A 21,808-nucleotide genomic window follows, 5' to 3' on the forward strand; every position below is an offset into this window, starting at 1 on the left:
TTCAGGCGTCCCGGCGGCGCAGCAGGAGCGCCGCCACGGCCAGGACCGCCGTCACCCACCACACCAGCACCGCCAGCCTGGCCAGATCGCCGGTGTCCGCCACGGCGAGGGCCGCGTCCGGGCTGATCCGCTGGAGGCGGCGTTCCCAGCGCTCGTCCGGCATCGCGGCCGCGACGACCGGCAGGACGTACAGCAGGCCGAGCACCGTGCCGATCGCCGCGGCCGGCCCGCGCAGCATCGTGGCCACACCCAGGCTGAGCAGTGCGATGAGCACCAGGTAGAGGACCGCGCCGACGGCGGCCCGCAACACCCCGGGATGGTCGTGGACCGGCAGGAGCGCGCCCGTCACCCCGGCCACCGCGGCCGGGGTGACGGCGGCGGCCAGCACGACGATCTTGCCGATCAGTACGTGGACGCGGCGCGGTGTCGCGGCCAGCGTCACGCGGATCATGCCGGTCCGGTACTCGTCGCCGATGATCAGCACACCGGCGATCGCGACCACCGCCTGCCCGGCCCGGACGCCGGTGAACGCCATCGCGACGCCACAGTCGGTGCGCGGGCAGCCGCTGTTCAGGATGGCCAGAACACCGATGGCCGCCGTCACGGCCGCCGCGGTCACGAGCAGCCGGATGAGGCCGGGCGTGGTCCGCAGCTTCGTCCACTCGGCGTGCGCCACGGATCGGCCGGCGCCGAACACGCGGCGGTGATCGCGGCTCCCGGTGGTGGCCCGGCTCCGGGCGGTCACGCGTCCCTCCGGCGCAGCAGAACGGCGGCGCCGGCCAGCGCGGCCGCGGTCCAGGCGGCCAGCACCGCGAACCCGCCCCACGCGGGCAACGGGAAGAATCCCTGCGCGGCCGTGTACAGGTTGTCGACCTGCGGATACTCCGGGGTGCTCTGCTGCACGGCGAACGCGGCGGCCGGTGTCACCCGCAGCACCCAGTCGGCCGCGGCCCCGGACACCGCGGTGACCGTCACCAGGTAGGGCAGGACGATCAGCGCGATCCCGGTGGTCACCGCGGTGAGACTGCGGCGCAGGATCGCGCCGAGCGCCAGGGCGAGCACGGCCGAACACGCGAGCAGCAGGCCCGTACCGATGATGATCTGGATTTTGATCGGGGTCGTGGCGGGATGCAGGTAGACGCCGCGGGAGATCAGCATCCGGCCGCCGACCTCGACCAGCACGGCCGCCGCGACCACGCCGGCCACGAAGGTGACGGATCCGAGCACGATCGCCTTGGCCGCCAAGAAGTGGCCACGGTGCGGGGCCGCCGTCAGCGTGGTGCGCACCAGCCCACGCCGGTATTCCGCGGTCATGAACACGGCGCCGAGCACCACCACGGCGAGCAGCGCCACGAACGTGCCCACCAGCGTCTGCGTGATCGTCGCACCGATCCCGGCCACCCCGGCGACGGCGGGGGAGACGTCACCCGAGCCGGTCACCGAGTACTCCGGACCGTCGGCGTCGAAGCCGCTCCGATCCAGATCGTCCGGACCCCCGATCCGGGTTCCCGCCCAGTTTCCGGCCGGCCAGTCGCCGTCCAGCCGCACCTGGTCGAACTCGCCGGTCGCCTCGCTCGGCCCGTCGGCCACCGACGTGCCGACCAGGTTCTGGACGATCTCGCTGTGCTGCGGCGACGTCGCGAACATGCCGGCCTGCACGGTTTCCGCCAGACCGTCGAGACGGACCTCCCGGACCTTCGTCCAGGAGCGGCCATCTGCCGATTCCTCTCCGATGATCACGTCACCCTCGCGGGTCAGGCGCAACCACAGGGGTACGCCTCCCGGCGACCCGGCGGCGTCGTGCGCGAAATCGTGCTGCATGCGTACGCCGTGCGCGCCGGTCATCATGATCGCCGCGTAGGTGGCGCCGGGCTGCGTACCGTTCTTGATCATCAAACCGGTCTTGGCCCACGGGGTGAGGCCGGTGACCTGTTCCTGCTGTTCCTTGCCGGATGTCTGCTGTTCCTTGCCGGGTGCCTCCTGCTCCTCGCCGACCGATGGCAGGATCCCGGTCATCGACGTCAGGCGCACCGTGATGCTGCCGTCGCCGGTCAGCGGACGGTGCAGGAACGTGAACGCGTCCCGCACCTCCTGCCCCTCCGGGCCGATCGGCTGGGCGCACGTGTCCTGGGTGCAGGTGCCCTGCATGCCGGTCAGCGTGCCGAGCGCGACCATCGCGGCGATGCCGCCCAGCAGCGCCGCCATCCAGCCACGGACCGTCCGCAGCTTCGTCCACTCGGCACGCAGTAGCCGCCCGAACCCGGTCATCGCGCCGCCTCCGCCCGGTAGACGACCGCGTCCCGGGTCAGCTCCAGGTACGCCTCCTCGAGGCCGGGCCGGTAGGCGGACACCTCGGAGAACCGGATCCCGGCACGGTTGAGCAGCATCACCACCGCCTCGGCCTCGACCCCGCCGACGTGCAGCAGACCGGGACCGTCCTCGGCGACCGTCGCCCCGCCGCCGGTCAGTGCCGCCACCGCGGCCGGATCGCCGGTGCGTACCGTGATCCGGCCCCGCGCCGTCCGGGCCAGCAGCTGGGTGAGGTCCGCGTCGGCGATGACCCGGCCCCGGCCGCACACCACCACGTGATCGGCCACGTCCTCGAGCTCGTTCATCAGATGGCTGGACAGCAGCACGGCCCGGCCCTCGGCGGCCAGCGACCGCAGGAAACCCCGCATCCAGATGATGCCGTCCGGATCCATCCCGTTGAACGGCTCGTCCAGCAGCAGCACCGGCGGGTCCCCGAGCATCGCGGCCGCTATCCCCAGCCGCTGCCGCATGCCGAGCGAGAAGCCACCGGCCGCGCGGCGGCCCACCGCGGCGAGCCCGGTCAGCTCCAGCACCTCACCGGCCCGGCGGGCGGGCAGACCTTGCGAGTACGCCAGCCACAGCAGGTGGTTGCGGGCGGACCGGCCGGCCTGCAACGCGCCCGCGTCGAGCAGCGAGCCCACATGACACAGCGGCCGGTCCAGATCCCGGTAGCGGCGCCCATCGATCAGGGCGGCGCCGGAATCCGGCCGGTCCAGGCCGAGGATCACCCGCAGGGTGGTCGACTTTCCGGCGCCGTTGGGCCCGGCGAACCCGGTGACCCGCCCCGGCTCGACGGTGAAGGACATCCCGTCCAGCGCCACGGCCGGGCCGTAGCGCTTGTGCACACTGTCCACGGTGACGTTCATGCCGCCAGGTCTACGGGGCGGGCGGTAACACCGGCCTATCGCCGGCTGTCACACCGTTGTCAGGTGCCGGCCCCTTCCAACACGTCGCGCCGCCGGTCCGCTGACCTGGTGCTGACTTTCCGGTCAACCGTTTACCGGGTGACGTGGGCGGGTAGGCGATCTGTTCAGAATCGGGCGAAATCGCAAGGAGGTCACCCGATGCCTATGGCGAGTATCCCATCGAATCCGGACAAATATCCGCCCCTTGATCCGGGCGCGCCGATCCCCGACGACCCGGGCGAGCTGTCTCCCGACAACCCCGACCCGCTGCCCCCGCCACCGCCCGATCCGGTCCCGGCCATACCGGTGCCCGCCACGCCTGTCCCGGACGAGCCCGAAGCGGTCCCGGAGCCCGCCTGACCGTCCCGAACCCGCCTGACCGTCCCGGCTCGGCGGGCCGCGGCCGACTCCAGGAAGCGGGTCACGGTGTCCGTCCAGATCTGGCGGGCCTCGGCGGCGGATTCCGGTGAGGGCAGGCCCGAATGCGTGGCCACCAGCGATGCCGTGCCGTTCGGCTTGGGCTCGCTGGTGACGGCGATCGCCGTACCGTCCGGGGTCTTGACCCGCCAGGTGATCCGCCGTTCGGTGCCGCTCACCCGGGGCGGGGCGGCGAGCAGCCCGGCGGTGTGCGGGTCCGCCGCCGCGAACCCGGTCCACGCGTCCATCAACGCGGCCATGCCGAGACGGGTGGCCCGGCTCACGCTCACCTCGAACGTGCCGTCCGGGCGCTGGCCGGGCAGCCGGCGGCCGACGTACTGCTCGTACGCCACCGTCACCGACTGTGCCCACCAGCCGGGCGAGTCGATGCCGGTGGCCTCCAGCTCCTTGTGCACCCTGGCCACGATGGCGCGGTGGCACAGGTCCTCCGCGCCGATGCCGGCCAGGAACGTCAGCCAGTCGTCCCAGCCGCGGCTCGTGGCGGTTTCGATCGGCTTGATCCGGGCGTTCGTCGCCATCTCGCCATGATGTCAGCCCGGACGGTCACTGGCAGTGACGCTGCACGGGGGACAGCCATTCGGTCAGGTTCTGGCCCATCGTCTTGTTGACGTCCTCGGGCGTCTTGATGGCCTGGAAGAACTTGGCGTCACCCGACTTGGTGCGCAGCTGTTCGGCGGCCTTCTTCCCGTCGGTACGTAGCTGGGCGTCCTCGCTGCCCTTCGTGGCGTCGTCGACCGCGGTGGCGAAACTGGCCAGGGCCTGCTGGGCCTTGGACGCCGCCTTGGGGTCGGAGACCGTCTCGGTGAGCGCCTTGGCGAACGGCGCCATGTTGGCCCCATATGCTTTGGCGAGCGCCTGACAGCCGGTCGCGACGCCCGGGGCGACGACCGCCGCGCTGCCGGCTGGTGCGGCGGTGTCGGCGGCGGTGCCGCAGGCTGTCGCGGTGAGCAGGATCCCGCCGGCGAGCAGGATGATGGCGTTGCGCATGAAAACCTCCATGGGGATGGGGGAGTGGGAGCGCTCCCATGCCGCGAGCACCATAACGCCTCCATGCGAGGCTGTCGATTCCTTAAGGCGATCTTCAGGCTGGCCGCGAGCGGAAGGCGGGGGCGTCCATTGACTGTCTCCGTTCTCGTCCGGTCGGGCGAATGACAGAAATGTTATGGCGTGATGTCCACTGCGTACCTATAGCCTGTTGCGGTGAGCAGTGACTTCGCGTTCTGGAAGGCCGGTAGCGGCAACCCGGCGGAGATTTACGACGCCCTGGCCGAGGGGGCCGCCGACGCGCTCGAGCCGCATCCCGACGTCGCGGTCTTCCGGGGCGAGCTTCTCGGGCGCTGGCCCGATCTGGCCGACGTGCTCGAGCCGGGCGACGGCCCCGGCGATCGGTACGTGCTGCTGACCCTGCCTCTGCGGATGCTCAGCTACCTCGACGGCATCTTCGAACTCGCCGGGAAGTACGAGCTGCACGGCTACAGCGGCGTGGCCGGCGAGCCGTTCTAGAACTTCGTGGTCAAGGTCCGCGCTCCACTTCCGGCTTCCTATTTGGTACGCCTGACCTCGCCCCGCCTCATCAGGGCCGTCCCGTCCGGTCGGCGCGATCCTGCTGCCCGCTTGGGCCTGTGCCGCGCCCGCCGGGCGTAGATCGGTGTTCGGGTGAGCGCGCGCCGACCGGGCGGGACGGTCCTGATGGGATCGGAACGGCCTGGCACGTACCGGAAAAGGAAGTGAGACGCGGACCCCGCCGGACTCAATCCGCGGTGTGGCGCAGCAGCAGCCACGCGTCCGCGGGGAAGAGACGGCTCGCGATCGCCCAGGCGACGCGGCCGTAGTACGGGCGGGCCTCGGTGGCGTCGACGATCCGGGGATCCGCCATCCGGTGATCGGCGCCCTTCCAGCGGATCACGCAGCCGCCGGCGGCGATCACGTTGCGGACCCAGTTGGTGCGGGCGCCCCACGGCAGGTTGATCACGAAGCCGTCCGGGGTGGTGGTGATCGCGATCGGCACCCGCAAGTCGCGGCCGCTCACCCGGCCCCGGTGGTGGACCACCGCCCAGAGCGGAATGAGGCGCCGCCCGGCGAGCACCCGGACGGCCGGAGCGGTGGTACGTGCGAAACGCCAGGACGTCGTAGAGGTCGTCATGCCGCTGATCGTCCGCTGCGGGAGGGTGGGTTCGCGTCCCGGTGACCCGTCAGCCGGGATGGCGGAATTCCGTCATGCGCAGCGCGTAGGCCACCGCGTCGGTGCGGCCGCGGGCGCCGATCTTGCGGTACAGGTTGGCGAGATGGCGTTCCACGGTGTGCACCGCGATGCCCAGCTGACGGGCGATCTCCGTGTTCGAGTCACCCGCCGCGAGCAGGCGTAGCACGTCGGTCTCGCGCGGGGTCAGGGTGGCGGGCGCGATGGACGGGCGGTGGACCCGGCCGTGTGTCACGAAGTCGGTGACCAGTTTCAGGTCGGCCGCCGGGCTTTCCATGAACAGCGTCGGGGTGGATCCGGGCAGCTCCACCAGTTGGGCGTCGGGCAGGCCCGCGGCCATGCGCCGGGCCACCTCGACCGGGATCTGTTCGGCGCTCTGCCGGTGCAGGACCAGGGCGGGCGCCCGGACCCGGGCCAGCTCGGCGGTCACGTCGATATCCCGGGCGGCCTCGAACCAGGCCTTCGCGACGGGCGCGCTGGTGGCCGTACGAAATGCGTCTGCCGTGAAACGGCCGGAAGGCGCGGCATCCCAGCCGAGCCAGGCCGTGGCCGCGGCGTCCGCGAACAGGCTCCAGTCCTGCTCGACCAGCGACAACAGCGCCTGGGTCTGTGCCGGAAGCATCGCCTCCCGCATGCGCGGCGCCCCGCCGAACAGCACCAGCCGCTCGACCCGCTCGGGCTCGCGGGCGGCGAACGCGATCGCGGTCGCCACCGAGTGGTAATAGCCGAACAGGGTGGCCCGCCGGATGCCCGCGTGATCGAGGACGGCCCGCAGATCCCGCAGGTGCGCGTCGACACCGAGATCATCGAGGTCGACGCGGCGGTCGGAACTGCCGGTGCCGCGACCGTCGTAGAGGACGACAGTCAGATGTTTGGCCAGGCCGAGGTAGGCGGCCCGCACCGCCGGGATGCGCCACTGGGCGAGAATGTTGCTCAGCGACGGCATCCAGACGAGTGCGGGCCCCTGCCCGAAGACCTGAAAACCCAACGTCACACCATCATCGGTACGGGCGAAGCGCAGGTCCTCCACGCGCCCAGTATCACTCCCCGTCGACGCGTGCCTGAATGGACTCGGCGATCCGCTTGATGCGCCGCAGCCTGGCGTCCCATGCCGATCCGACCGCCGCGAGCTGCGCCACGGCCCTGGCGAGCTGGGCGTCGTCCACCCGATATCGCCGCTCCCGGCCCTCGGCCGTGCCGTGGACCAGCCCGGCCCGGTCGAGGACGGCCAGATGTTTGGCGACCGCCTGGCGGGTGACCGGAATCCGCTGGCTCAGCGTCGTCGCGGTGCCGGCGCCGTCGGCCAGCAGCAGGTCGAGCATCCGGCGGCGGGTGGGGTCGCCGATCGCCGCCCACAGGTCGTCGTCGACGGTCGCCGTGCTCATGGACTCACCCGCAGCGTGGCGACGTAGGGGGCGATCCGCGCCAGGAAGTGGCCCCAGCCGGCGACGTGGTCCTCGTACTCGTGCTGGAGAACCGCCTCCGACCAGCCCATCTCCCGGAAGCCGGTCTCGGTCATCCGCAGCAGGGTGCCGTCGCCGGAGGCGGTCAGGTCGAAGGTGACCAGCAGCGAGTTGCCGGCCGTGGCGGTCTCGCCCGCCGGATGGGTCCAGCGGAACGAGAACGTCTCCGGCGGCCGCGCGTCGACGACGGTGAACTGGACGGTCGTCCCGCCGGCGTTGCAGTCCCCGAAGACGATGTGCCCGGTGGACCCCGGCGCCGGGTCGTAGTGTGCGTCGTCGGGCCACCACTGCTTGACGTGATCCGGGCTGCTCACCACGTCGAAGACGATCTCGGGCGCGGCCTCGATGAAGATCTCGCGTTCGATGGTTCCGTACTCCATGACATCCTCCTGCAACCTTTGGTTGCGTGTCACGTTACCCCTCGGTGTGGTGACCTGCAACCGATGGTTGCGCTTTGCGGACGGTGCGACGGGCATCCCGCCAGGCGATCAGGGCGGTACGCCAACGGGGCGAGACGACCGGCGATCCCTGACGCCGCGTTCGTAGCTGGGCGATGAGCCAGGGCGGTGCGGCGGCCTGCTCGATCGCCGCGCTCTTGCTGAGCAGGCCCCCGGTCCGCAGCGCGTGACGGCCCCGGGCCATCGAGGTGAGACCGAGGTCGGCGATGACCGGATCACACCAGATCCACGGCCGGCGTGCCGCCCACGCCCAGTACCCGGTCAGCTCGGCGCGCGCGGCGTCCCGGACCGCGTCGCCGGACATCGGCGGGAACAGCTCTCGCGGTGGCCGGCCGAACACCGCGTACCCGTGCCGGACCAGCTCCGCCCTGCTGATCCCGGACAGGACGCGCTGGACAAGAAGCCCGTGGGTCCAGGTCGGATGCCGCACGTCCACGGCGGTGAGCCGTTCCACGTCGACGTAGACGCACCCGAGGTTCGTGCCGTCGAAGGCCGAGTCGACCTGCCGGTGCAGGGCGGTGAGCGCCGCCTCGCGCGCATCGGTCACCGGCCCGTCGACCACGGCGACCAGATCCAGGTCACTGACTCCGGGCCGGTAGTCGCCGGTCGCCAGCGATCCCGCCACGTACAGACCGATGAGCCAGTCCAGGCCGGCCAGCAGCCGCCCGAATTCCGCCAGCGCGGGAACCTCGCTGATCGCGGCGGCCACCTGCTCGGGCGGGGGAGTGGCGTCGACCCGTAGCCGGTCTGTTCCGGCCGGGATCAGGGCGCATCGCCGGCGGTAGTCGCTGAGCCGCCGGGCGACCGTCTCCGGGGAGTCGTCCGGGCGGCGGACCGCCTCACCACCGCACCCGGGACAGACCTCGAACCGCCCGGCCCGCCCGCAGGCCCGGCACATGCGGCGAGTCGTCAGGCGGTCCGTCGCCTCGGTGTCGTCCAGGATCAGCTCGACGACGTGGCAACCCATCGCCAGCAGAACCGCGATGACCGGCGGGCTGGGCGACGCGGTCCAGAAGACGAAACCGGCGGCGGTGTCGAACTCGTGCAGGCGGCGTGTCAGGGCGTCGGCCAGCCCCTCCTCGGACGGCGTACCGGTCATGAAACGTGTGGCGTCGCGAGGAGAGATGCAGGGTGACCCACGACGGCTCGCGAGGAGCTCGGCGGTCTCCACGGTCGCCGCGCCGGGTGGTCCGAAGAGTGCGAATCTGGTTGCCCGCGGTTGATCCACGCCTCGATGATGCCGGAATGGCCGATTGCCCGGCCACGCCGCCGGCCGCAGCGGTCGATCCTCGAAGCGGGTTGACCGGCGTCAGCTCTCCGCGGGGCGGGTGGGCGGCCAGACCAGGGCGTCGTCCGGGATGCCGGTGCGGCACAGCGCCCGCTGGTCCCGGCCGGGGATGTGCCGGCTCGCGGCGACGACGAGGCGGGCGACCTCGATCGCGCCATGAGCCTGGAAGTGGGTGTTGTCGACGACCCCGTCCGGGTAGTTGGGTGACTCGCCCGCGTCCAGCCACAGGAAGTAGTCCTTGGTGGCCTCCGGGCCCAGCTCTCCCCACAGGGCGAACGACAGGTCGGTCAGGTCGATCAGCGGGGTACGGGTCGTGGCGGCGAGATCTCGCATGGCCGCCGGGTATTCGCCGTGGGACAGGTACGGCGTCCCCTCCGCGGTGAACCGCCGCCGCTCCACCGGAGTGACCAGGATCGGGGTGGCCCGGGCCGCGCGTGCCCCGTCCAGGTAGAGCCGCAGGTAGTCGTGGAAGGTGGTCCACGGCTCGGTGTACCTGGCCGGATCCGCCGTCTTGGAGTCGTTGTGGCCGAACGAGACGAGCAGGACGTCGCCGGGGCGGATCGCGGCGAGGATGCGGTCGAGCCGTCCCAGGTCCACGAAGCTCTTCGAGCTGGCGCCGGAGAGCGCCTCGTTCACCACCCGGATGTCGTGACGCAGGAACACCGGCAGGGCCTGGCCCCAGCCGGCCCGGGGGTGGTCGGCGACCGCATAGGTGGCGGCCGTCGAGTCGCCGGCCACGAAGACGGTGGGGCGGGGGCGCCCGGCGGCGGCCGGTGCGGCGAGTCCGAGGGGGCCGGCGATCGCGCCGCCTGCGGTGGCGCGGAGCAACGTTCTGCGATCGATGGTCATGGCGTCACATTCAATCAACCGCAGTCGATTCAGGCAAGCGCTTTCCTGCAGGTCGAAGCTGTGAATGTGCGGGAGTCGAGGGCCGGGGCGGCGGCCGGGCGCCGAATTTGGCATGATCCGCCGGGTGATTCGTGTCTATTCGTTGTTCGCCCTGATAAATCTGATCCTCATCGTCGTCGCGCTGATCGACTGCCTGTCCACCGACGAGGTGCTGATCCGGGCGCTGCCGCGGGTCGTCTGGGTGCTGCTCATCCTGCTGTTCTCGCCGATCGGCGCGATCGTCTGGTTCGTCGCCGGCCGCCCGCCGCGCCCGGTTCGGCTGAGCAACGGCACCACCTGGCGTCCCGGCAGCGGTTTCCCGGAGAGCGAGCGCCCGAGGCGTTCGGCGGCTCCGGACGACGACCCGGAGTTCCTTCGCGATCTCGCCGCCCGGCATGCCCGGGAGAAGGCCGAGGATCAGCGGCTGATGAAGGACTGGGAGGCCGACCTGCGCCGCCGCGAGGAGGATCTGCGCCGCCGTGAGGGTGGCGAGAAGACCGGCTGACCCCGCGGGGCCGGCGGGCGGCAGTTCGGGTTCTGCGCGCCCGCCGGTCCGGTTGGGTGACTGTGGTGCGATTCAGGCGCAGACCCAGTCGACGCACGCGAGTGAGCGCAGCCGGGGGACGTTCGCGAAGGCGAGGGCCCGGCTGGCCGTGGGGAGCACGCCCGTGTCGTACCCGTACTTGACGGGGGCGGGGCGGGACTGCTGCGGGTTGGCGGTCTGCGGGCCGGAGGCGGCGCCGCCCTGCAAGCCGGACGGCGGCGGGGATGCCAGCGCCGGGCTCGCGGCCAGTGCTCCTCCCGCCAGGGCGAGAACGATCAGGCCGCCTCGAACTGTGCCTCGGGTGCTCATCGTGTGCCACCTTTCATAGCCTGGTCGGCTGCCGCGGACCTCGCGGCGCGGTCCATTCTGCGCGTAACACCCCAGAAAGTGCAAAACGGGCATAAAGTCGCATAAAGGCGGCAAAAACATCAAAAGATCGGTCAGGTACGGCCGAGGCGCTCCTGAGCCTCCCGCAGCGACCTCTCGTACGGCACCCAGTCGGCCAGCCGCACCGGGAACCCGTCCCGTTTCAGCCGGGTGACCACCGCCGGATCGTCGTCGACGACCACCGCGATCGTGGCCGTGGACGCCAGTCGCCGCAGCCGGTCGCTCTTGTAGTCACGGGCCGGCCGGCGATCCGTCTCCGGGCGCATCAGCAACCGTCCCTCCGGCAGGCCGTGCTCGGCGAACCACCGCTCGGTCACCATCCGCAGATGCTCGGGGCGCCCGGTCAGCCACACGAGATCGTGGTCGTGCGCGTATTCATGAACCAGATCGACGCCGGGCGCGAGCGGCCGGTCCCGGCCGGCCGCCGCGAAGAACGCCGCCCAGTTCTTCGGCCGGCGGGCCACGTGGCGCAGCCGGTGCCGCACGTCGGCGACCACCCCGTCCACGTCGAAGACCGCCAGCGGCCTCATCCGGTGCCCAACCATCCGGGCATGCTACGTCAGGCCGAGATCGTCACAGCGAATATTGTGGTCTGTCATCAATCGGCGCCCGTGGAGGCGTTTACCTGCCGTGACGTTCGAAGAGTTCGTATCCGCCCGCCTCGGCACCCTGGTGCGCTACGCGACCGTGGTCACGTGGGATCCGCACCTGGCCGAGGACATCACCCAGAACGTGCTGGTCCGCGCGCAGGCACGCTGGGCGCGTATCAGCCGCATGGACGCGCCGGAACTCTACGTGAAGCGCATGGTGGTCAACGAGTTCCTGTCCTGGCGGCGGCGCCGGGCGGCTCAGTCGATCCCGCTCGCCACCGACACGCTGGCCGGGCACCTGCCCGAGGCGCCCGACCCCAGCGTGCAACGTGACGAGAGGGACGCCATGTTGCGCCTTGTCGCCACCCTGCCACCACGGCAGCGTGCGGTCATCGCGCTGCGCTTCTACGAGGACATGGCGGTCGACCAGATCGCGGAGGTACTCGGATGCCGAACGGTCACCGTCCGTACCCATCTCATGCGTGCGCTGGCCGCGTTGCAGAACGCCCTGCCCGCGCCGCTCGTGACCACGGGGGAGAAGCCGTGACCAGGGACATCGAGGAACTCATCCGGGCCGCGCAGGAACTGCGCGCCGACCAGGCCCCACCGGCCGAGCGGGTCCGCGCGGCCTTGCCGCGGCGCACGGCCCAGGTCAAGAAGCAGCGACGGTACGGGCTGGGCGGCGCGATCGTGGCCGCGGCCGCCGTCACCGCCGCCATCGCCGTGCCCTCGCTCGCCGTGCGCGACGACACCGGGGCCGCCGCGACCGTGCAGCCGGCCGCGCCGAGCACCGCGCCCGCCACCGCGTCGGCCTCCCCGGGGGTGCCCGCGCAGGAACCCGTGGCCACCGAGGTGGATCTCGGCTTCAAGCCCACCTGGGTGCCGCCGGGATTCGCCGAGCACATCCGGACGGCCAGCGCCGCCGACCCCGGCAACGGCTTCGGCCCGGTGCTGCGCCGGGTCTGGAAGAAGAACGTCGGCATCGGCGACCCGTGGACCGGCGCCGAGCTGTCGCTGTCCGTCTTCTCCGGGATGACCGGCGCCGACGTCGACCGCAGTGGTCAGCCGATCGACGTCAACGGGGCCCAGGGCTACTACTCGCCCGCACAGAACGACCGCAAGTCCTCGGTGATCTGGCACCCGGCCCAGAACACCGTCTTGATGCTGACCGCCAGCAAGCTGGACATCAGCAAGAACGATCTGCTGAGGATGGCCCGCTCGGTGCGGCCGGACACCGGGGTCACCGGCGTCCCGGCCCGCCTGAACTGGCTGCCCGACGGGTGGATCACCACCGGCACGACCGTCAGCGGACCGTCACCGTCGCAGTGGCGCGCCGAGTTCTCCACGGTCAAGAACCAGCTGGTGACCTACTCGGAGAAGCTGAAGAAGGAGATGAAGGAGGGCGTGGTGCAGCCGGTCGGGCAGCTGTCCGTCGTGGTCGGCCTCACCACCGACGCGCCGTCCGGTGGCACCGAGCTGACCGTCGGCGGCCGCCCCGCGCGGATCCCGGTGCGCACCGACGAGGCCGGTAGGGACCTGCTCTACCTGGTCGTGGATCTCGGCGGGAACCGTCTGCTCACCCTCGTCGGCAACGGCGCCGGGCTCACCGTCGATGACCTTCGGCGGATCGCGGAGCAGACCCTGGTCGAGCCGGCCGGCCTCGAATGGCTGGGCAGGTAGCACGATCGCACGGCGGCGGGTCTCGCCACGGGGGAGGCCCGCCGCGACGGTATCGACAGGAACCGACCGGTGTTGCTGGTGAGGCGAACGGGCCCTTCGGGGCCGACGGAATCCGTCGTTTCCCAGGTCAGGCCACGTGGGCGGGTCCATCCTCGGAAGGTGAGCCTGCTGGCGGCGGCCCGGCAGGCCTCCCGTCACCGACCGAGGGATCCGATCATGACCAACACCGAGCAGAGCGCCCCCTCCGACGTTTCGATCATGGTGGACGCGCTGGTCACCGCCGGGCTGAAGGCACTTACCGACTACGAGGGTTACGACCAGGAGCGGATCGATCACATCGTCAAGAAGGCGTCGGTAGCCGCCCTCGACAAGCACGGCGCGCTCGCGAGTTTCGCCGTCGAGGAGACCGGGCGCGGCGTCTTCGAGGACAAGGCGGTCAAGAACATCTTCGCCTGTGAGCACGTCACCAACAGCATGGCGAAGGTACGTACGGTGGGCGTGATCAGTGAGGACGACATCACCGGCCTGATCGAGATCGCCGACCCGGTGGGGGTGGTCGCCGGTATCACCCCGGTCACCAACCCGACGTCGACGGCGATCTTCAAGGCCCTGCTGGCGATCAAGACCCGCAACCCGATCGTGTTCGCGTTCCACCCGGCGGCCCAGCGGTGCAGCGTCGAGGCCGCGCGGATCGTGCGGGACGCGGCTGTGGCCGCGGGCGCGCCGGAGAACTGCATCCAGTGGATCGACCGCCCGTCGGTGGAGGCGACGACCGCGCTCATGCACCACCCGGGAATCGCCACGATCCTGGCGACCGGTGGCAACAACATGGTGCGGGCGGCGTACTCGACCGGCAAACCCGCCCTGGGCGTCGGCGCCGGCAACGTGCCGGCCTGGATCGAGTCGTCGGCGAAGCTGAAGCGGGCGGTCAACGACATCGTGCTGTCGAAGTCGTTCGACAACGGCATGATCTGCGCCTCCGAGCAGGCCGCCATCGTCGACGACGAGATCTACGACGCCGCGCTCGACGAGTTCCGGGCCCTGCGCGCCCATCTGGCCACGCCGGACGAGAAGCGGATGCTGGAGGAGTTCATCTTCGGCGTGACCGCCTACGGAACGGCGTGCAGCGGCGCCCGCCTGAACGCGGACGTGGTGGGCAAGTCGCCGGCGTGGATCGCCGAGAAGGCCGGTTTCAGCGTGCCGCCGAAGACGTCGATCATTCTCACCGAGGTCGGCGAGGTGGGCCCGAACGAGCCGCTGACCAGGGAGAAGCTGTGCCCGGTGCTGGCCCTGATCCGGGTCGGCTCCCGGGAGGAGGGGCTGCGGGCGGCCACCGAGATGGTGGAGTTCCACGGTCTCGGGCACAGCGCCGCCATCCACACCGAGGACCGGGATCTGGTCGTGGAGTTCGGCAAGCGGGTCAAAGCGGTGCGGGTGATCTGGAATTCGCCGTCGTCGCAGGGCGGCATCGGCGACATGTACAACGCGTTCGTGCCGTCGCTGACGCTGGGCTGCGGCAGTTACGGCAGCAACTCGGTGTCGAACAACGTGTCGGCGGTCAACCTGATCAACATCAAGCGGATCGGGCGCCGCAACAACAACATGCAGTGGTTCAAGGTGCCGTCGAAGATCTACTTCGAGCCGTACGCGATCCGCTATCTCGCCGACATGCCGGACGTGCACCGGGTGACCGTGGTGACCGACGCGACGATGACCCGGCTGGGCTTCGTCGACCGGATCAGCCGGGTGCTCCAGCGGCGGCCCAACCAGGTGGTTCTCCAGATCATCGACGACGTGGAGCCGGAGCCCCGGATGACCACCGTCGACCGCGGCGCCGAGTTGATGCGCTCGTTCCGGCCGGACACGATCATCGCGCTCGGCGGCGGTTCGGCCATGGACGCGGCGAAGGTGATGTGGCTGAAGTACGAGCACCCGGAGATCAATTTCTCGGACATGCGGGAGAAGTTCTTCGACATCCGCAAGCGGGCGTTCCGGTTCCCGACGCTGGGCGAGAAGGCCCGCCTGGTGTGCGTGCCGACCACCTCGGGAACAGGGGCGGAGGTCACCCCGTTCGCGGTCATCACCGACCACCGCACCGGCAAGAAGTACCCGCTGGCCGACTACGCGCTCACCCCGACGGTCGCGATCGTGGATTCGGCACTGACGGCCAGCATGCCGCGGGCGATCGCCGCCGACAGCGGCTTCGACGCGCTCACCCACGCGATCGAGGCGTACGTGTCGGTGTACGCCAACGACTTCACCGACGGTCTCGCCCTGCACGCCATCCGCCTGATCTTCGCCAACATCGAGAAGTCGGTGATGCACGGCGACCCGGACGCCCGCGAGCGGATGCACAACGCGGCCACGGTCGCCGGCATGGCGTTCGGCAGCGCGTTCCTCGGGATCGTGCACGCCATGTCGCACACGCTGGGCGGCACCTTCCACATCGCGCACGGGCGTACCAATGCGGTGTTGTTGCCGCACGTGATCCGGTACAACGGCAGCGCCCCGTCGAAGTTGTCCGGCTGGCCGAAGTACGAGAGCTTCCGGGCGCCGCAGCGGCTCACCGAGATCGCCGAGATGCTCGGGCTGTCGTCCGGCAAGGAGAATCCCGATGCGGCGGTGGAGGCGCTGGCCTCCGCGGTGGAGCGGCTGCGGACGACGGTCGGTATCGAACCGTCGTTCGCCCGGCTCGGCGTCGACGAGCAGGCGTTCCTGGCGGCGCTGCCCCAGCAGGCGCTCAACGCGTACGAGGACCAGTGCGCCCCGGCCAATCCCCGGATGCCGATGCTCGACGACATGCAGGAACTGATGCGGGCCGCCTACTACCAGCAGGACTGAGGCGCTCAGGGCGGTGCGGTCCCCGCCGAACTTTTCTTGATGAGGACCGCACCGAGACGGGAGGAACCGAGATGAGCACAACCGTGACCGCCCTCGACGCGTGGCGGGGCTTCGCCGGTGACACCTGGCGCACCCATGTCGCCGTGCGTGACTTCATTCAGGCCAACTACGAGCCGTACACCGGTGACTCCTCGTTCCTGGCCGGCGCGACCGACCGTACCCGTGGCATCTGGCAGCGGCTGACCGCGATGTTCCCGGCCGAGCGCGAGCGGGGGATCTACGACGTCGACGCGGTCACCCCGTCGACGATCACCAGCCACAAGCCGGGCTACATCGACGAGGCCAACGAGCTGATCGTCGGGTTGCAGACCGACGCCCCGCTGCGCCGCGCGATCATTCCGAACGGTGGCTGGCGGATGGTCGAGGGCGGCCTCAAGGCGTACGGGTACGCGCCCGACCCGCGGGTGGCGGAGATCTTCACCAAGTACCGCAAGACCCACAACGCCGGTGTGTTCGACGCCTACACCCCGAACATCCTGGCGGCCCGCCGCTCGCACATCATCACCGGACTGCCCGACGCGTACGGCCGTGGCCGGATCATCGGTGACTACCGGCGGGTCGCCCTCTACGGCGTGGACGCGCTGATCGCCGCGAAGCAGGCCGACAAGGACGCGTGCGCCATCGGGGCGATGACCGAGGAGACGATCCGCCGGCGGGAGGAGTTGTCCGAGCAGATCCGTGCCCTCGCCGAGCTGAAGGAGATGGCCGCCGGCTACGGCTACGACATCTCCGGCCCGGCCACCACCGGCCGGGAGGCGGTCCAGTGGCTGTACTTCGCCTACCTGGCCGCGGTGAAGGAGCAGAACGGCGCGGCCATGTCGCTCGGCCGGACCGCCACGTTCATCGACATCTACCTGGAGCGTGACATCGCCGAGGGCGTCCTCACCGAGGAGCAGGCCCAGGAGCTGGTCGACGACTTCGTCATCAAGCTGCGCATCGTGCGGTTCCTGCGCACCCCCGAGTACGACGAACTGTTCTCCGGCGACCCCACCTGGGTGACCGAGTCGATCGGCGGGATCGGCACCGACGGGCGGCCGCTGGTGACCCGGACCAGCTTCCGCTACCTCCAGACGCTCTACAACCTGGGCCCGGCGCCCGAGCCGAACCTGACCGTGTTCTGGTCACCGAAGCTGCCGCAGGGTTTCAAGGACTTCTCCACGCAGGTCTCCATCGACACCAGTGCCATCCAGTACGAGAACGACGAGCTGATGCGACCACAGTTCGGCGACGACACCGCGATCGCCTGCTGCGTGTCGGCGATGGCGGTCGGCAAGCAGATGCAGTTCTTCGGCGCCCGCGTCAATCTGGCCAAGACCCTGCTGTACGCGATCAACGGCGGCCGCGACGAGATCTCCGGCGCCCAGGTCGGCCCACAGCTGCCGCCACTGGACGGTGACGTGCTCGACTACGGGCAGGTGGCCGAGCGGTTCGACGTGATGATGGAGTGGCTGGCCGGCACCTACGTCAACGCGCTCAACATCATCCACTACATGCACGACCGGTACGCGTACGAGCGCATCGAGATGGCCCTGCACGACACCGACGTCCTGCGCACCCTGGCGTGCGGGATCGCCGGCCTGTCGGTGGCCGCCGACTCGCTGTCGGCGATCAAGCACGCGACCGTCCGGCCGGTCCGCGACGAGCGTGGCCTGATCGTGGACTACGCCGTCGAGGGCGAGTTCCCGACGTACGGCAACAACGACGACCGGGCCGACCTGATCGCCGCCGGCCTGGTCGAGACGTTCATGGCGAAGATCCGCAAGCACCCGACGTACCGCGGGGCGGTGCACACCCAGTCGGTGCTGACGATCACCTCGAACGTCGTCTACGGCAAGCACACCGGCAACACCCCCGACGGGCGGCGGGCCGGGCAGCCGTTCGCCCCCGGCGCGAACCCGATGAACAGCCGGGACTCGCACGGCATGGTCGCGGCCGCGCTGTCGGTGGCGAAGCTGCCGTACGGGGACGCCCTGGACGGCATCTCGCTGACCACGACAGTCACCCCGAACGGCCTCGGCAACAGCCGCGAGGAGCGGGTCCGCAACCTGGTCGGCGTGCTGGACGGCTACTCGACGGTCGACGGTTTCCACATGAACGTCAACGTGCTGAACCGGGACACCCTGGAGGACGCCATGGCGCATCCGGAGAACTACCCGCAGCTGACCATCCGGGTCTCCGGGTACGCGGTCAACTTCGTGCGGCTCACCGAGGAGCAGCAGCGCGACGTCATCTCCCGCACCTTCCACGGCGCGCTGTGACCGGAAAGGTCGTCATCCAGCGCCCTGACCTGGGCATCACCCCGGTCGGGGAACACCCGGACGGGGAGCCGGTCGCGTCGGTGCACTCGTGGGACGTCGTCACCGCGGCGGACGGCCCGGGCACCCGGTTCGTCACGTTCTTCGCCGGCTGCCATCTGCGCTGCCTGTACTGCCACAACCCGGACACCTGGGAGGGCCGTAACGGTCAGCAGGTCACGCTCAGCGACCTGGTCGCCAAGATGCTGTCGTTCCGGGGGTTCATCCAGGCGGCCGGCGGCGGGGTGACGGTGTCCGGCGGGGAGCCGCTGCTGCAGAACCGGTTCATCGAGGCGTACCTGCGCCGCTGCAAGGAAGAGGGGATGCACACGGCGCTGGACACCGCCGGGTTCCTCGGCGCCCGCGCCACCGACCAGCTGCTCGACGACACCGACCTGGTGCTGCTGGACGTCAAGTCCAGCGACCCGAACACGTACCGGAAGCTCACCGGCGTCGCCCTGCACCCGACCATCGTCTTCGGCGACCGGCTGGCCGCCCGCGGCAACCGCGCCCGGATCCGGTTCGTGCTGGTGCCGGGGCTGACCGACGACCCGGCCAACATCGACGGCGTCGCCGAATACGCCGCCCGCTGGGGCTCGGTGGACGACGGCGGCATCATCGAGCAGGTCGACATCCTCAGCTACCACCGGCTCGGCGTCGCCAAGTACCACGAGCTGGGGTTGCGCTACCCGCTGCCGGACACCGTCCCGCCAACCGCGGAGCAGCTGGCCGCGGCGGCCGAACACTTCACCCGTCGCGGGCTGTGGGTGACCACCGCCTGAGCGGACCGTCCCGGCCGGACGGCAACCCGGCCGGGACGTCGCGGTCTCAGTAGCCGTAGCGGCTCTTCAGGTGCCGCCACCAGTCACGCAGCATCCACGCGTCGAACTCGGTGATCGAGGTGGAGCTGCCGGCGCGCATGATGAAGTTGCTGACGCCGGTCGGGGTCCAGTCGTAGAAGTCGTCCAGACCCCAGGTATGGCCGATCTCGTGCAGCAGGATGTGCATGTTCGCCGTGTTGATGTTGTTCATGAAGTACTCGCGGCCCATCCGCTGGCCCCAGTCGCCGCCCGCGCCGCCGCCGAAGCCGTCGGTCAGCCACAGCGACTGGTCGTAGTGGCGGGCGTAGCCGCCGGGACAGTTCGGGTAACTGCCGTTCTGGTTGAAGAACCGCCCGCACGGCACCGAGCACTGCGGGGCGTTCTCACGGATGTCGTTGACGTAGATGTCCACGCTCGTGTCGGTCCACTGCAGTTGCGAGCGGTTGCGCACCGCCCAGCCGACGACGCGGACCGGCACGTCACCGTACGGCCAGGCGTTGTGCCCGACCAGTTCGTCCATCCACTTCTTGTGCTGCCGGGCGAGCGCGGCGTGGATCTGGTCGCGCTGGGCGGCGGTGACGGTCGCCGTGGAGTCCCAGCGCACGCAGTAGTTGATGTAGCCACGGTTGGCCATGATCTGGTCCCAGCCGTAGTTGCGGAACCCGTACAGATTGCCGTTGTTGTAGGTCTGCTCCTGGTGCTGCCAGACCTGGGCCAGCGGCGTGACCAGGTTGGCGGGCGGGCTCCAGGTCGCGGGAGCGGCTTGCGCCGCCGTGGGTACGAGGATGATCGCCAACAGTGCGGCGACCAGGGTGACCAGGCGTTTCGTTCGCACGGAACCTCCACGGAAGTAGTGCTGCGAGGATGGATTTCGCCCGGTCGGCTCCGTGCATGGGACATCACCGGACGGACCACACGCATCAGCCCCAATCGATGCGTATCGCCTGCGGAAAGGCTGCCTTACGAAAACGTTTTCGGCAAGACGTGCGCGTGATCGGCGTTACTCAATCTCCCGGATCGGAAGATCCACGCGGCGGCGCGACTTGTCGCAGATGTGCCTGTGACCCTGCCCCGAAGCCGTTTCCGCATCGTTCTCGTGCTCGGCCTCCTCTCCGCGCTCGGGCCGCTGACCATCGACATGTACCTGCCGTCGCTTCCGGCCATCACCGACAACCTGGCCACCACGGCCGCCGCCGTGCAGCTCACCCTCACCGGCACCCTGTTCGGCCTGGCGTTCGGCCAGCTCCTGATCGGCCCGCTCTCCGACGCGTTCGGCCGCCGCCGCCCACTTCTCGCCGGCACCGCCGTGCACGTGATCTCCTCCGCGCTCTGCGTCGTCGCCCCCGGCGTGGTCTCCCTCGGGATCCTGCGGGTACTACAGGGCCTGGGCGCCGCCGCCGCGTCGGTGGTGGCCATGGCGATGGTGCGTGACCTGTTCTCCGACCGTGACGCGGCGCGGATCTTCTCCCGGCTCATGCTGGTCATCGGCGTCGCCCCGGTACTCGCGCCGACCATCGGCGGCCTGGTCCTGAACTGGACGTCGTGGCGCGGCGTGTTCGTGGTGCTGGCCTTCGCCGGGGCCGCGATCATGGCGGTTTCCGCGTGGGTGCTGCCGGAAACGCTGCCGGTCGCCAAGCGCCGCAACGAGGGACTGGTCGGCACGGCCCGCGACTACGGGCGGCTGCTCACCGACCGGGTCTACGTGGGACTGATCCTGGTGGCCGGGCTCGCGATGGCGGCGCTGTTCGCCTACGTGAGCGGGTCCTCGTACGTCTTCCAGGACGGCTACGACCTCAACGAGCAGCAGTTCGCGCTGATCTTCGCCGGCGGCGCGATCGGCCTGATCGGGGCGACCCAGTTCAACGTACGGCTCCTGCTGCGCTGGACACCGCAGCAGATCATGAGCGTCGCGCTGCTCGCCGGCGTCGGATCCGGCGCGGCGCTGGTGCTGACCGCGGTCACCGGGTTCGGCGGCCTGGCCGGCATTCTCGTGCCCCTCGGCCTGGTTCTCGCCACGGTCGGCCTGGCCATGCCGAACGCCCCGGCGCTGGCCCTGTCCCGCCACGGCGAGGCGGCCGGCACGGCGGCCGCCCTGCTCGGCGCGGTCCAGTTCGGCGTAGGTGCGCTGGCCGCGCCGGTGGTCGGTCTGCTCGGCGTCGGCGCGGTCGCGATGGCCGTCGTCGTAGCCGGTGGCATGGTGGCCGCCACCGCGGTGTTCTTCCTGGTGGTGCGGCCGCACCAGCTCCCGGCCGCCGACCCGGAGCCGGTGGCGGCCCTGGCGCATTAGAGGTCTTGCGGCCGTCCGGGAGTCTTCCTCGTGGCTGCCCACGGCCGAATCCGCAATCCCTCGTCCAGCGGACGCGTCACCCTGAGCGATCTTGGTCGATTTATCACCGTCTCGGGTGACCAATCGTTCAAGATCGCAGAGCGTCGGCATGCAAAGCGGGCGAAACGGGCATCTGTTCCCCGCGAAAGCCCCATTTCCACCTAGCGCGCCGAACGGCGTCCCTATTTGGTGGTTCGCCCGACCGGGCGCTTGACGTCGAACCGCAAACGCCCAAGGAGAAGACTCCCGGATGTATCCGATAACCCAATGTCTTCCAGCGGAAATAGATCATGGGCGATGGTTGACCGCCGGACA

At 70.4% G+C, this 21,808-nt stretch carries 22 protein-coding genes; 8 read left to right on the forward strand and 14 right to left on the reverse strand.

Translation table 11 applies throughout. The features are described 5' to 3' along the window. Position 1 precedes the first annotated feature (1 nt). The 5 genes from BJ964_RS28550 to BJ964_RS28570 all read right to left on the reverse strand — a co-directional run bounded on the left by BJ964_RS28550 (position 2) and on the right by BJ964_RS28570 (position 4,640). Positions 2-745 (reverse strand): ABC transporter permease, encoded by a 744-nt coding sequence (locus tag BJ964_RS28550; RefSeq protein WP_188123562.1) that lies wholly within the window; start codon positions 743-745, stop codon positions 2-4. Next, positions 742-2,268 (reverse strand): ABC transporter permease subunit, encoded by a 1,527-nt coding sequence (locus tag BJ964_RS28555; RefSeq protein WP_188123563.1) that lies wholly within the window; start codon positions 2,266-2,268, stop codon positions 742-744. Before BJ964_RS28555 ends, BJ964_RS28550 begins: the two co-directional genes overlap by 4 nt. After that, on the reverse strand, positions 2,265-3,176 hold the full coding sequence (locus tag BJ964_RS28560; protein WP_188123564.1) for an ABC transporter ATP-binding protein: 912 nt from the start codon (positions 3,174-3,176) through the stop codon (positions 2,265-2,267). Before BJ964_RS28560 ends, BJ964_RS28555 begins: the two co-directional genes overlap by 4 nt. 191 nt (positions 3,177-3,367) lie before the next feature. Next, positions 3,368-4,171: a hypothetical protein gene (locus tag BJ964_RS28565; protein ID WP_188123565.1), complete on the reverse strand. Its 804-nt coding sequence runs from the start codon at positions 4,169-4,171 to the stop codon at positions 3,368-3,370. Positions 4,172-4,196: 25 nt separating this feature from the next. Next, positions 4,197-4,640, reverse strand: a complete 444-nt coding sequence (locus BJ964_RS28570; protein WP_188123566.1) for a hypothetical protein — start codon at positions 4,638-4,640, stop codon at positions 4,197-4,199. A gap of 213 nt (positions 4,641-4,853) precedes the next feature. On the opposite strand from BJ964_RS28570, the gene BJ964_RS28575 reads away from it, so the two are divergent. Next, positions 4,854-5,156, forward strand: a complete 303-nt coding sequence (locus BJ964_RS28575; RefSeq protein ID WP_188123567.1) for a hypothetical protein — start codon at positions 4,854-4,856, stop codon at positions 5,154-5,156. A 247-nt stretch (positions 5,157-5,403) separates the two neighbouring features. Here the strand turns inward: BJ964_RS28575 and BJ964_RS28580 are convergent, their stop codons facing one another. The 6 genes from BJ964_RS28580 to BJ964_RS28605 form a co-directional block, all read right to left on the reverse strand. Then, a complete protein-coding gene (locus BJ964_RS28580) occupies positions 5,404-5,796 on the reverse strand; it encodes a PNPOx family protein (protein ID WP_188123568.1) in 393 nt (130 codons plus the stop codon). A gap of 49 nt (positions 5,797-5,845) precedes the next feature. After that, positions 5,846-6,883: an alpha/beta fold hydrolase gene (locus BJ964_RS28585; protein WP_229806776.1), complete on the reverse strand. Its 1,038-nt coding sequence runs from the start codon at positions 6,881-6,883 to the stop codon at positions 5,846-5,848. A gap of 10 nt (positions 6,884-6,893) precedes the next feature. Next, positions 6,894-7,238 carry an ArsR/SmtB family transcription factor gene (locus BJ964_RS28590; RefSeq protein WP_188123569.1) on the reverse strand — a complete coding sequence of 115 codons (345 nt, stop codon included), beginning with the start codon at positions 7,236-7,238 and terminating at the stop codon, positions 6,894-6,896. Beyond that, positions 7,235-7,696 carry an SRPBCC family protein gene (locus BJ964_RS28595; RefSeq protein WP_188123570.1) on the reverse strand — a complete coding sequence of 154 codons (462 nt, stop codon included), beginning with the start codon at positions 7,694-7,696 and terminating at the stop codon, positions 7,235-7,237. Before BJ964_RS28595 ends, BJ964_RS28590 begins: the two co-directional genes overlap by 4 nt. A gap of 34 nt (positions 7,697-7,730) precedes the next feature. Continuing rightward, positions 7,731-8,453, reverse strand: a complete 723-nt coding sequence (locus tag BJ964_RS28600) for a nucleotidyltransferase domain-containing protein (protein WP_262479938.1) — start codon at positions 8,451-8,453, stop codon at positions 7,731-7,733. A 630-nt stretch (positions 8,454-9,083) separates the two neighbouring features. After that, positions 9,084-9,911 carry a rhamnogalacturonan acetylesterase gene (locus BJ964_RS28605; protein WP_188123571.1) on the reverse strand — a complete coding sequence of 276 codons (828 nt, stop codon included), beginning with the start codon at positions 9,909-9,911 and terminating at the stop codon, positions 9,084-9,086. A 124-nt stretch (positions 9,912-10,035) separates the two neighbouring features. Between BJ964_RS28605 and BJ964_RS28610 the strand changes: the two genes are divergently transcribed. After that, positions 10,036-10,455, forward strand: coding sequence for a PLD nuclease N-terminal domain-containing protein (locus tag BJ964_RS28610; RefSeq protein ID WP_188123572.1), 420 nt, complete (start codon positions 10,036-10,038; stop codon positions 10,453-10,455). A 72-nt stretch (positions 10,456-10,527) separates the two neighbouring features. Here the strand turns inward: BJ964_RS28610 and BJ964_RS28615 are convergent, their stop codons facing one another. Together BJ964_RS28615 and BJ964_RS28620 are read right to left on the reverse strand one after the other, a co-directional pair. Continuing rightward, on the reverse strand, positions 10,528-10,803 hold the full coding sequence (locus BJ964_RS28615; protein WP_188123573.1) for a hypothetical protein: 276 nt from the start codon (positions 10,801-10,803) through the stop codon (positions 10,528-10,530). Positions 10,804-10,934: 131 nt separating this feature from the next. Further along, a complete protein-coding gene (locus BJ964_RS28620) occupies positions 10,935-11,426 on the reverse strand; it encodes a phosphatase domain-containing protein (protein WP_188123574.1) in 492 nt (163 codons plus the stop codon). 85 nt (positions 11,427-11,511) lie between these two features. Here BJ964_RS28620 and BJ964_RS28625 point away from each other — a divergent pair, with 85 nt between their 5' ends. From BJ964_RS28625 to pflA, 5 genes are all read left to right on the forward strand, one after another. Next, positions 11,512-12,018, forward strand: coding sequence for a SigE family RNA polymerase sigma factor (locus BJ964_RS28625; RefSeq protein ID WP_188123575.1), 507 nt, complete (start codon positions 11,512-11,514; stop codon positions 12,016-12,018). Further along, positions 12,015-13,151, forward strand: a complete 1,137-nt coding sequence (locus tag BJ964_RS28630) for a hypothetical protein (protein ID WP_188123576.1) — start codon at positions 12,015-12,017, stop codon at positions 13,149-13,151. The genes BJ964_RS28625 and BJ964_RS28630 overlap by 4 nt, the downstream gene beginning before the upstream one ends. Positions 13,152-13,367: 216 nt before the next feature. Continuing rightward, a complete protein-coding gene (adhE, locus tag BJ964_RS28635; RefSeq protein ID WP_188123577.1) occupies positions 13,368-15,992 on the forward strand; it encodes a bifunctional acetaldehyde-CoA/alcohol dehydrogenase in 2,625 nt (874 codons plus the stop codon). Positions 15,993-16,063: 71 nt separating this feature from the next. Next, positions 16,064-18,310, forward strand: a complete 2,247-nt coding sequence (gene pflB / locus BJ964_RS28640) for a formate C-acetyltransferase (RefSeq protein ID WP_188123578.1) — start codon at positions 16,064-16,066, stop codon at positions 18,308-18,310. Next, positions 18,307-19,128: a pyruvate formate-lyase-activating protein gene (gene pflA / locus BJ964_RS28645; RefSeq protein ID WP_229806777.1), complete on the forward strand. Its 822-nt coding sequence runs from the start codon at positions 18,307-18,309 to the stop codon at positions 19,126-19,128. Before pflB ends, pflA begins: the two co-directional genes overlap by 4 nt. Positions 19,129-19,174: 46 nt before the next feature. On the opposite strand, the gene BJ964_RS28650 is transcribed toward pflA, so the two are convergent. Then, positions 19,175-20,002, reverse strand: a complete 828-nt coding sequence (locus BJ964_RS28650) for a hypothetical protein (RefSeq protein ID WP_188123579.1) — start codon at positions 20,000-20,002, stop codon at positions 19,175-19,177. Between the two features lie 231 nt (positions 20,003-20,233). Here BJ964_RS28650 and BJ964_RS28655 point away from each other — a divergent pair, with 231 nt between their 5' ends. After that, positions 20,234-21,454 carry a multidrug effflux MFS transporter gene (locus BJ964_RS28655; RefSeq protein ID WP_188127219.1) on the forward strand — a complete coding sequence of 407 codons (1,221 nt, stop codon included), beginning with the start codon at positions 20,234-20,236 and terminating at the stop codon, positions 21,452-21,454. Positions 21,455-21,808 lie beyond the last annotated feature (354 nt).

Source organism: Actinoplanes lobatus (genome assembly GCF_014205215.1).
Taxonomy (GTDB): Bacteria; Actinomycetota; Actinomycetes; order Mycobacteriales; family Micromonosporaceae; genus Actinoplanes; species Actinoplanes lobatus.

Excerpts from the sequence above, each read along its gene's own strand:
- BJ964_RS28580 (WP_188123568.1), bottom strand. The coding sequence starts at position 5,796 with ATGACGACCTCTACGACGTCCTGGCGTTTCGCACGTACCACCGCTCCG.
- BJ964_RS28595 (WP_188123570.1), bottom strand. The coding sequence starts at position 7,696 with ATGGAGTACGGAACCATCGAACGCGAGATCTTCATCGAGGCCGCGCCC.
- BJ964_RS28570 (WP_188123566.1), bottom strand. The coding sequence starts at position 4,640 with ATGCGCAACGCCATCATCCTGCTCGCCGGCGGGATCCTGCTCACCGCG.
- BJ964_RS28620 (WP_188123574.1), bottom strand. The coding sequence starts at position 11,426 with ATGGTTGGGCACCGGATGAGGCCGCTGGCGGTCTTCGACGTGGACGGG.
- BJ964_RS28590 (WP_188123569.1), bottom strand. The coding sequence starts at position 7,238 with ATGAGCACGGCGACCGTCGACGACGACCTGTGGGCGGCGATCGGCGAC.
- pflB (WP_188123578.1), top strand. The coding sequence starts at position 16,064 with ATGAGCACAACCGTGACCGCCCTCGACGCGTGGCGGGGCTTCGCCGGT.
- BJ964_RS28565 (WP_188123565.1), bottom strand. The coding sequence starts at position 4,171 with ATGGCGACGAACGCCCGGATCAAGCCGATCGAAACCGCCACGAGCCGC.
- BJ964_RS28555 (WP_188123563.1), bottom strand. The coding sequence starts at position 2,268 with ATGACCGGGTTCGGGCGGCTACTGCGTGCCGAGTGGACGAAGCTGCGG.
- adhE (WP_188123577.1), top strand. The coding sequence starts at position 13,368 with ATGACCAACACCGAGCAGAGCGCCCCCTCCGACGTTTCGATCATGGTG.
- BJ964_RS28615 (WP_188123573.1), bottom strand. The coding sequence starts at position 10,803 with ATGAGCACCCGAGGCACAGTTCGAGGCGGCCTGATCGTTCTCGCCCTG.
- BJ964_RS28605 (WP_188123571.1), bottom strand. The coding sequence starts at position 9,911 with ATGACCATCGATCGCAGAACGTTGCTCCGCGCCACCGCAGGCGGCGCG.
- BJ964_RS28560 (WP_188123564.1), bottom strand. The coding sequence starts at position 3,176 with ATGAACGTCACCGTGGACAGTGTGCACAAGCGCTACGGCCCGGCCGTG.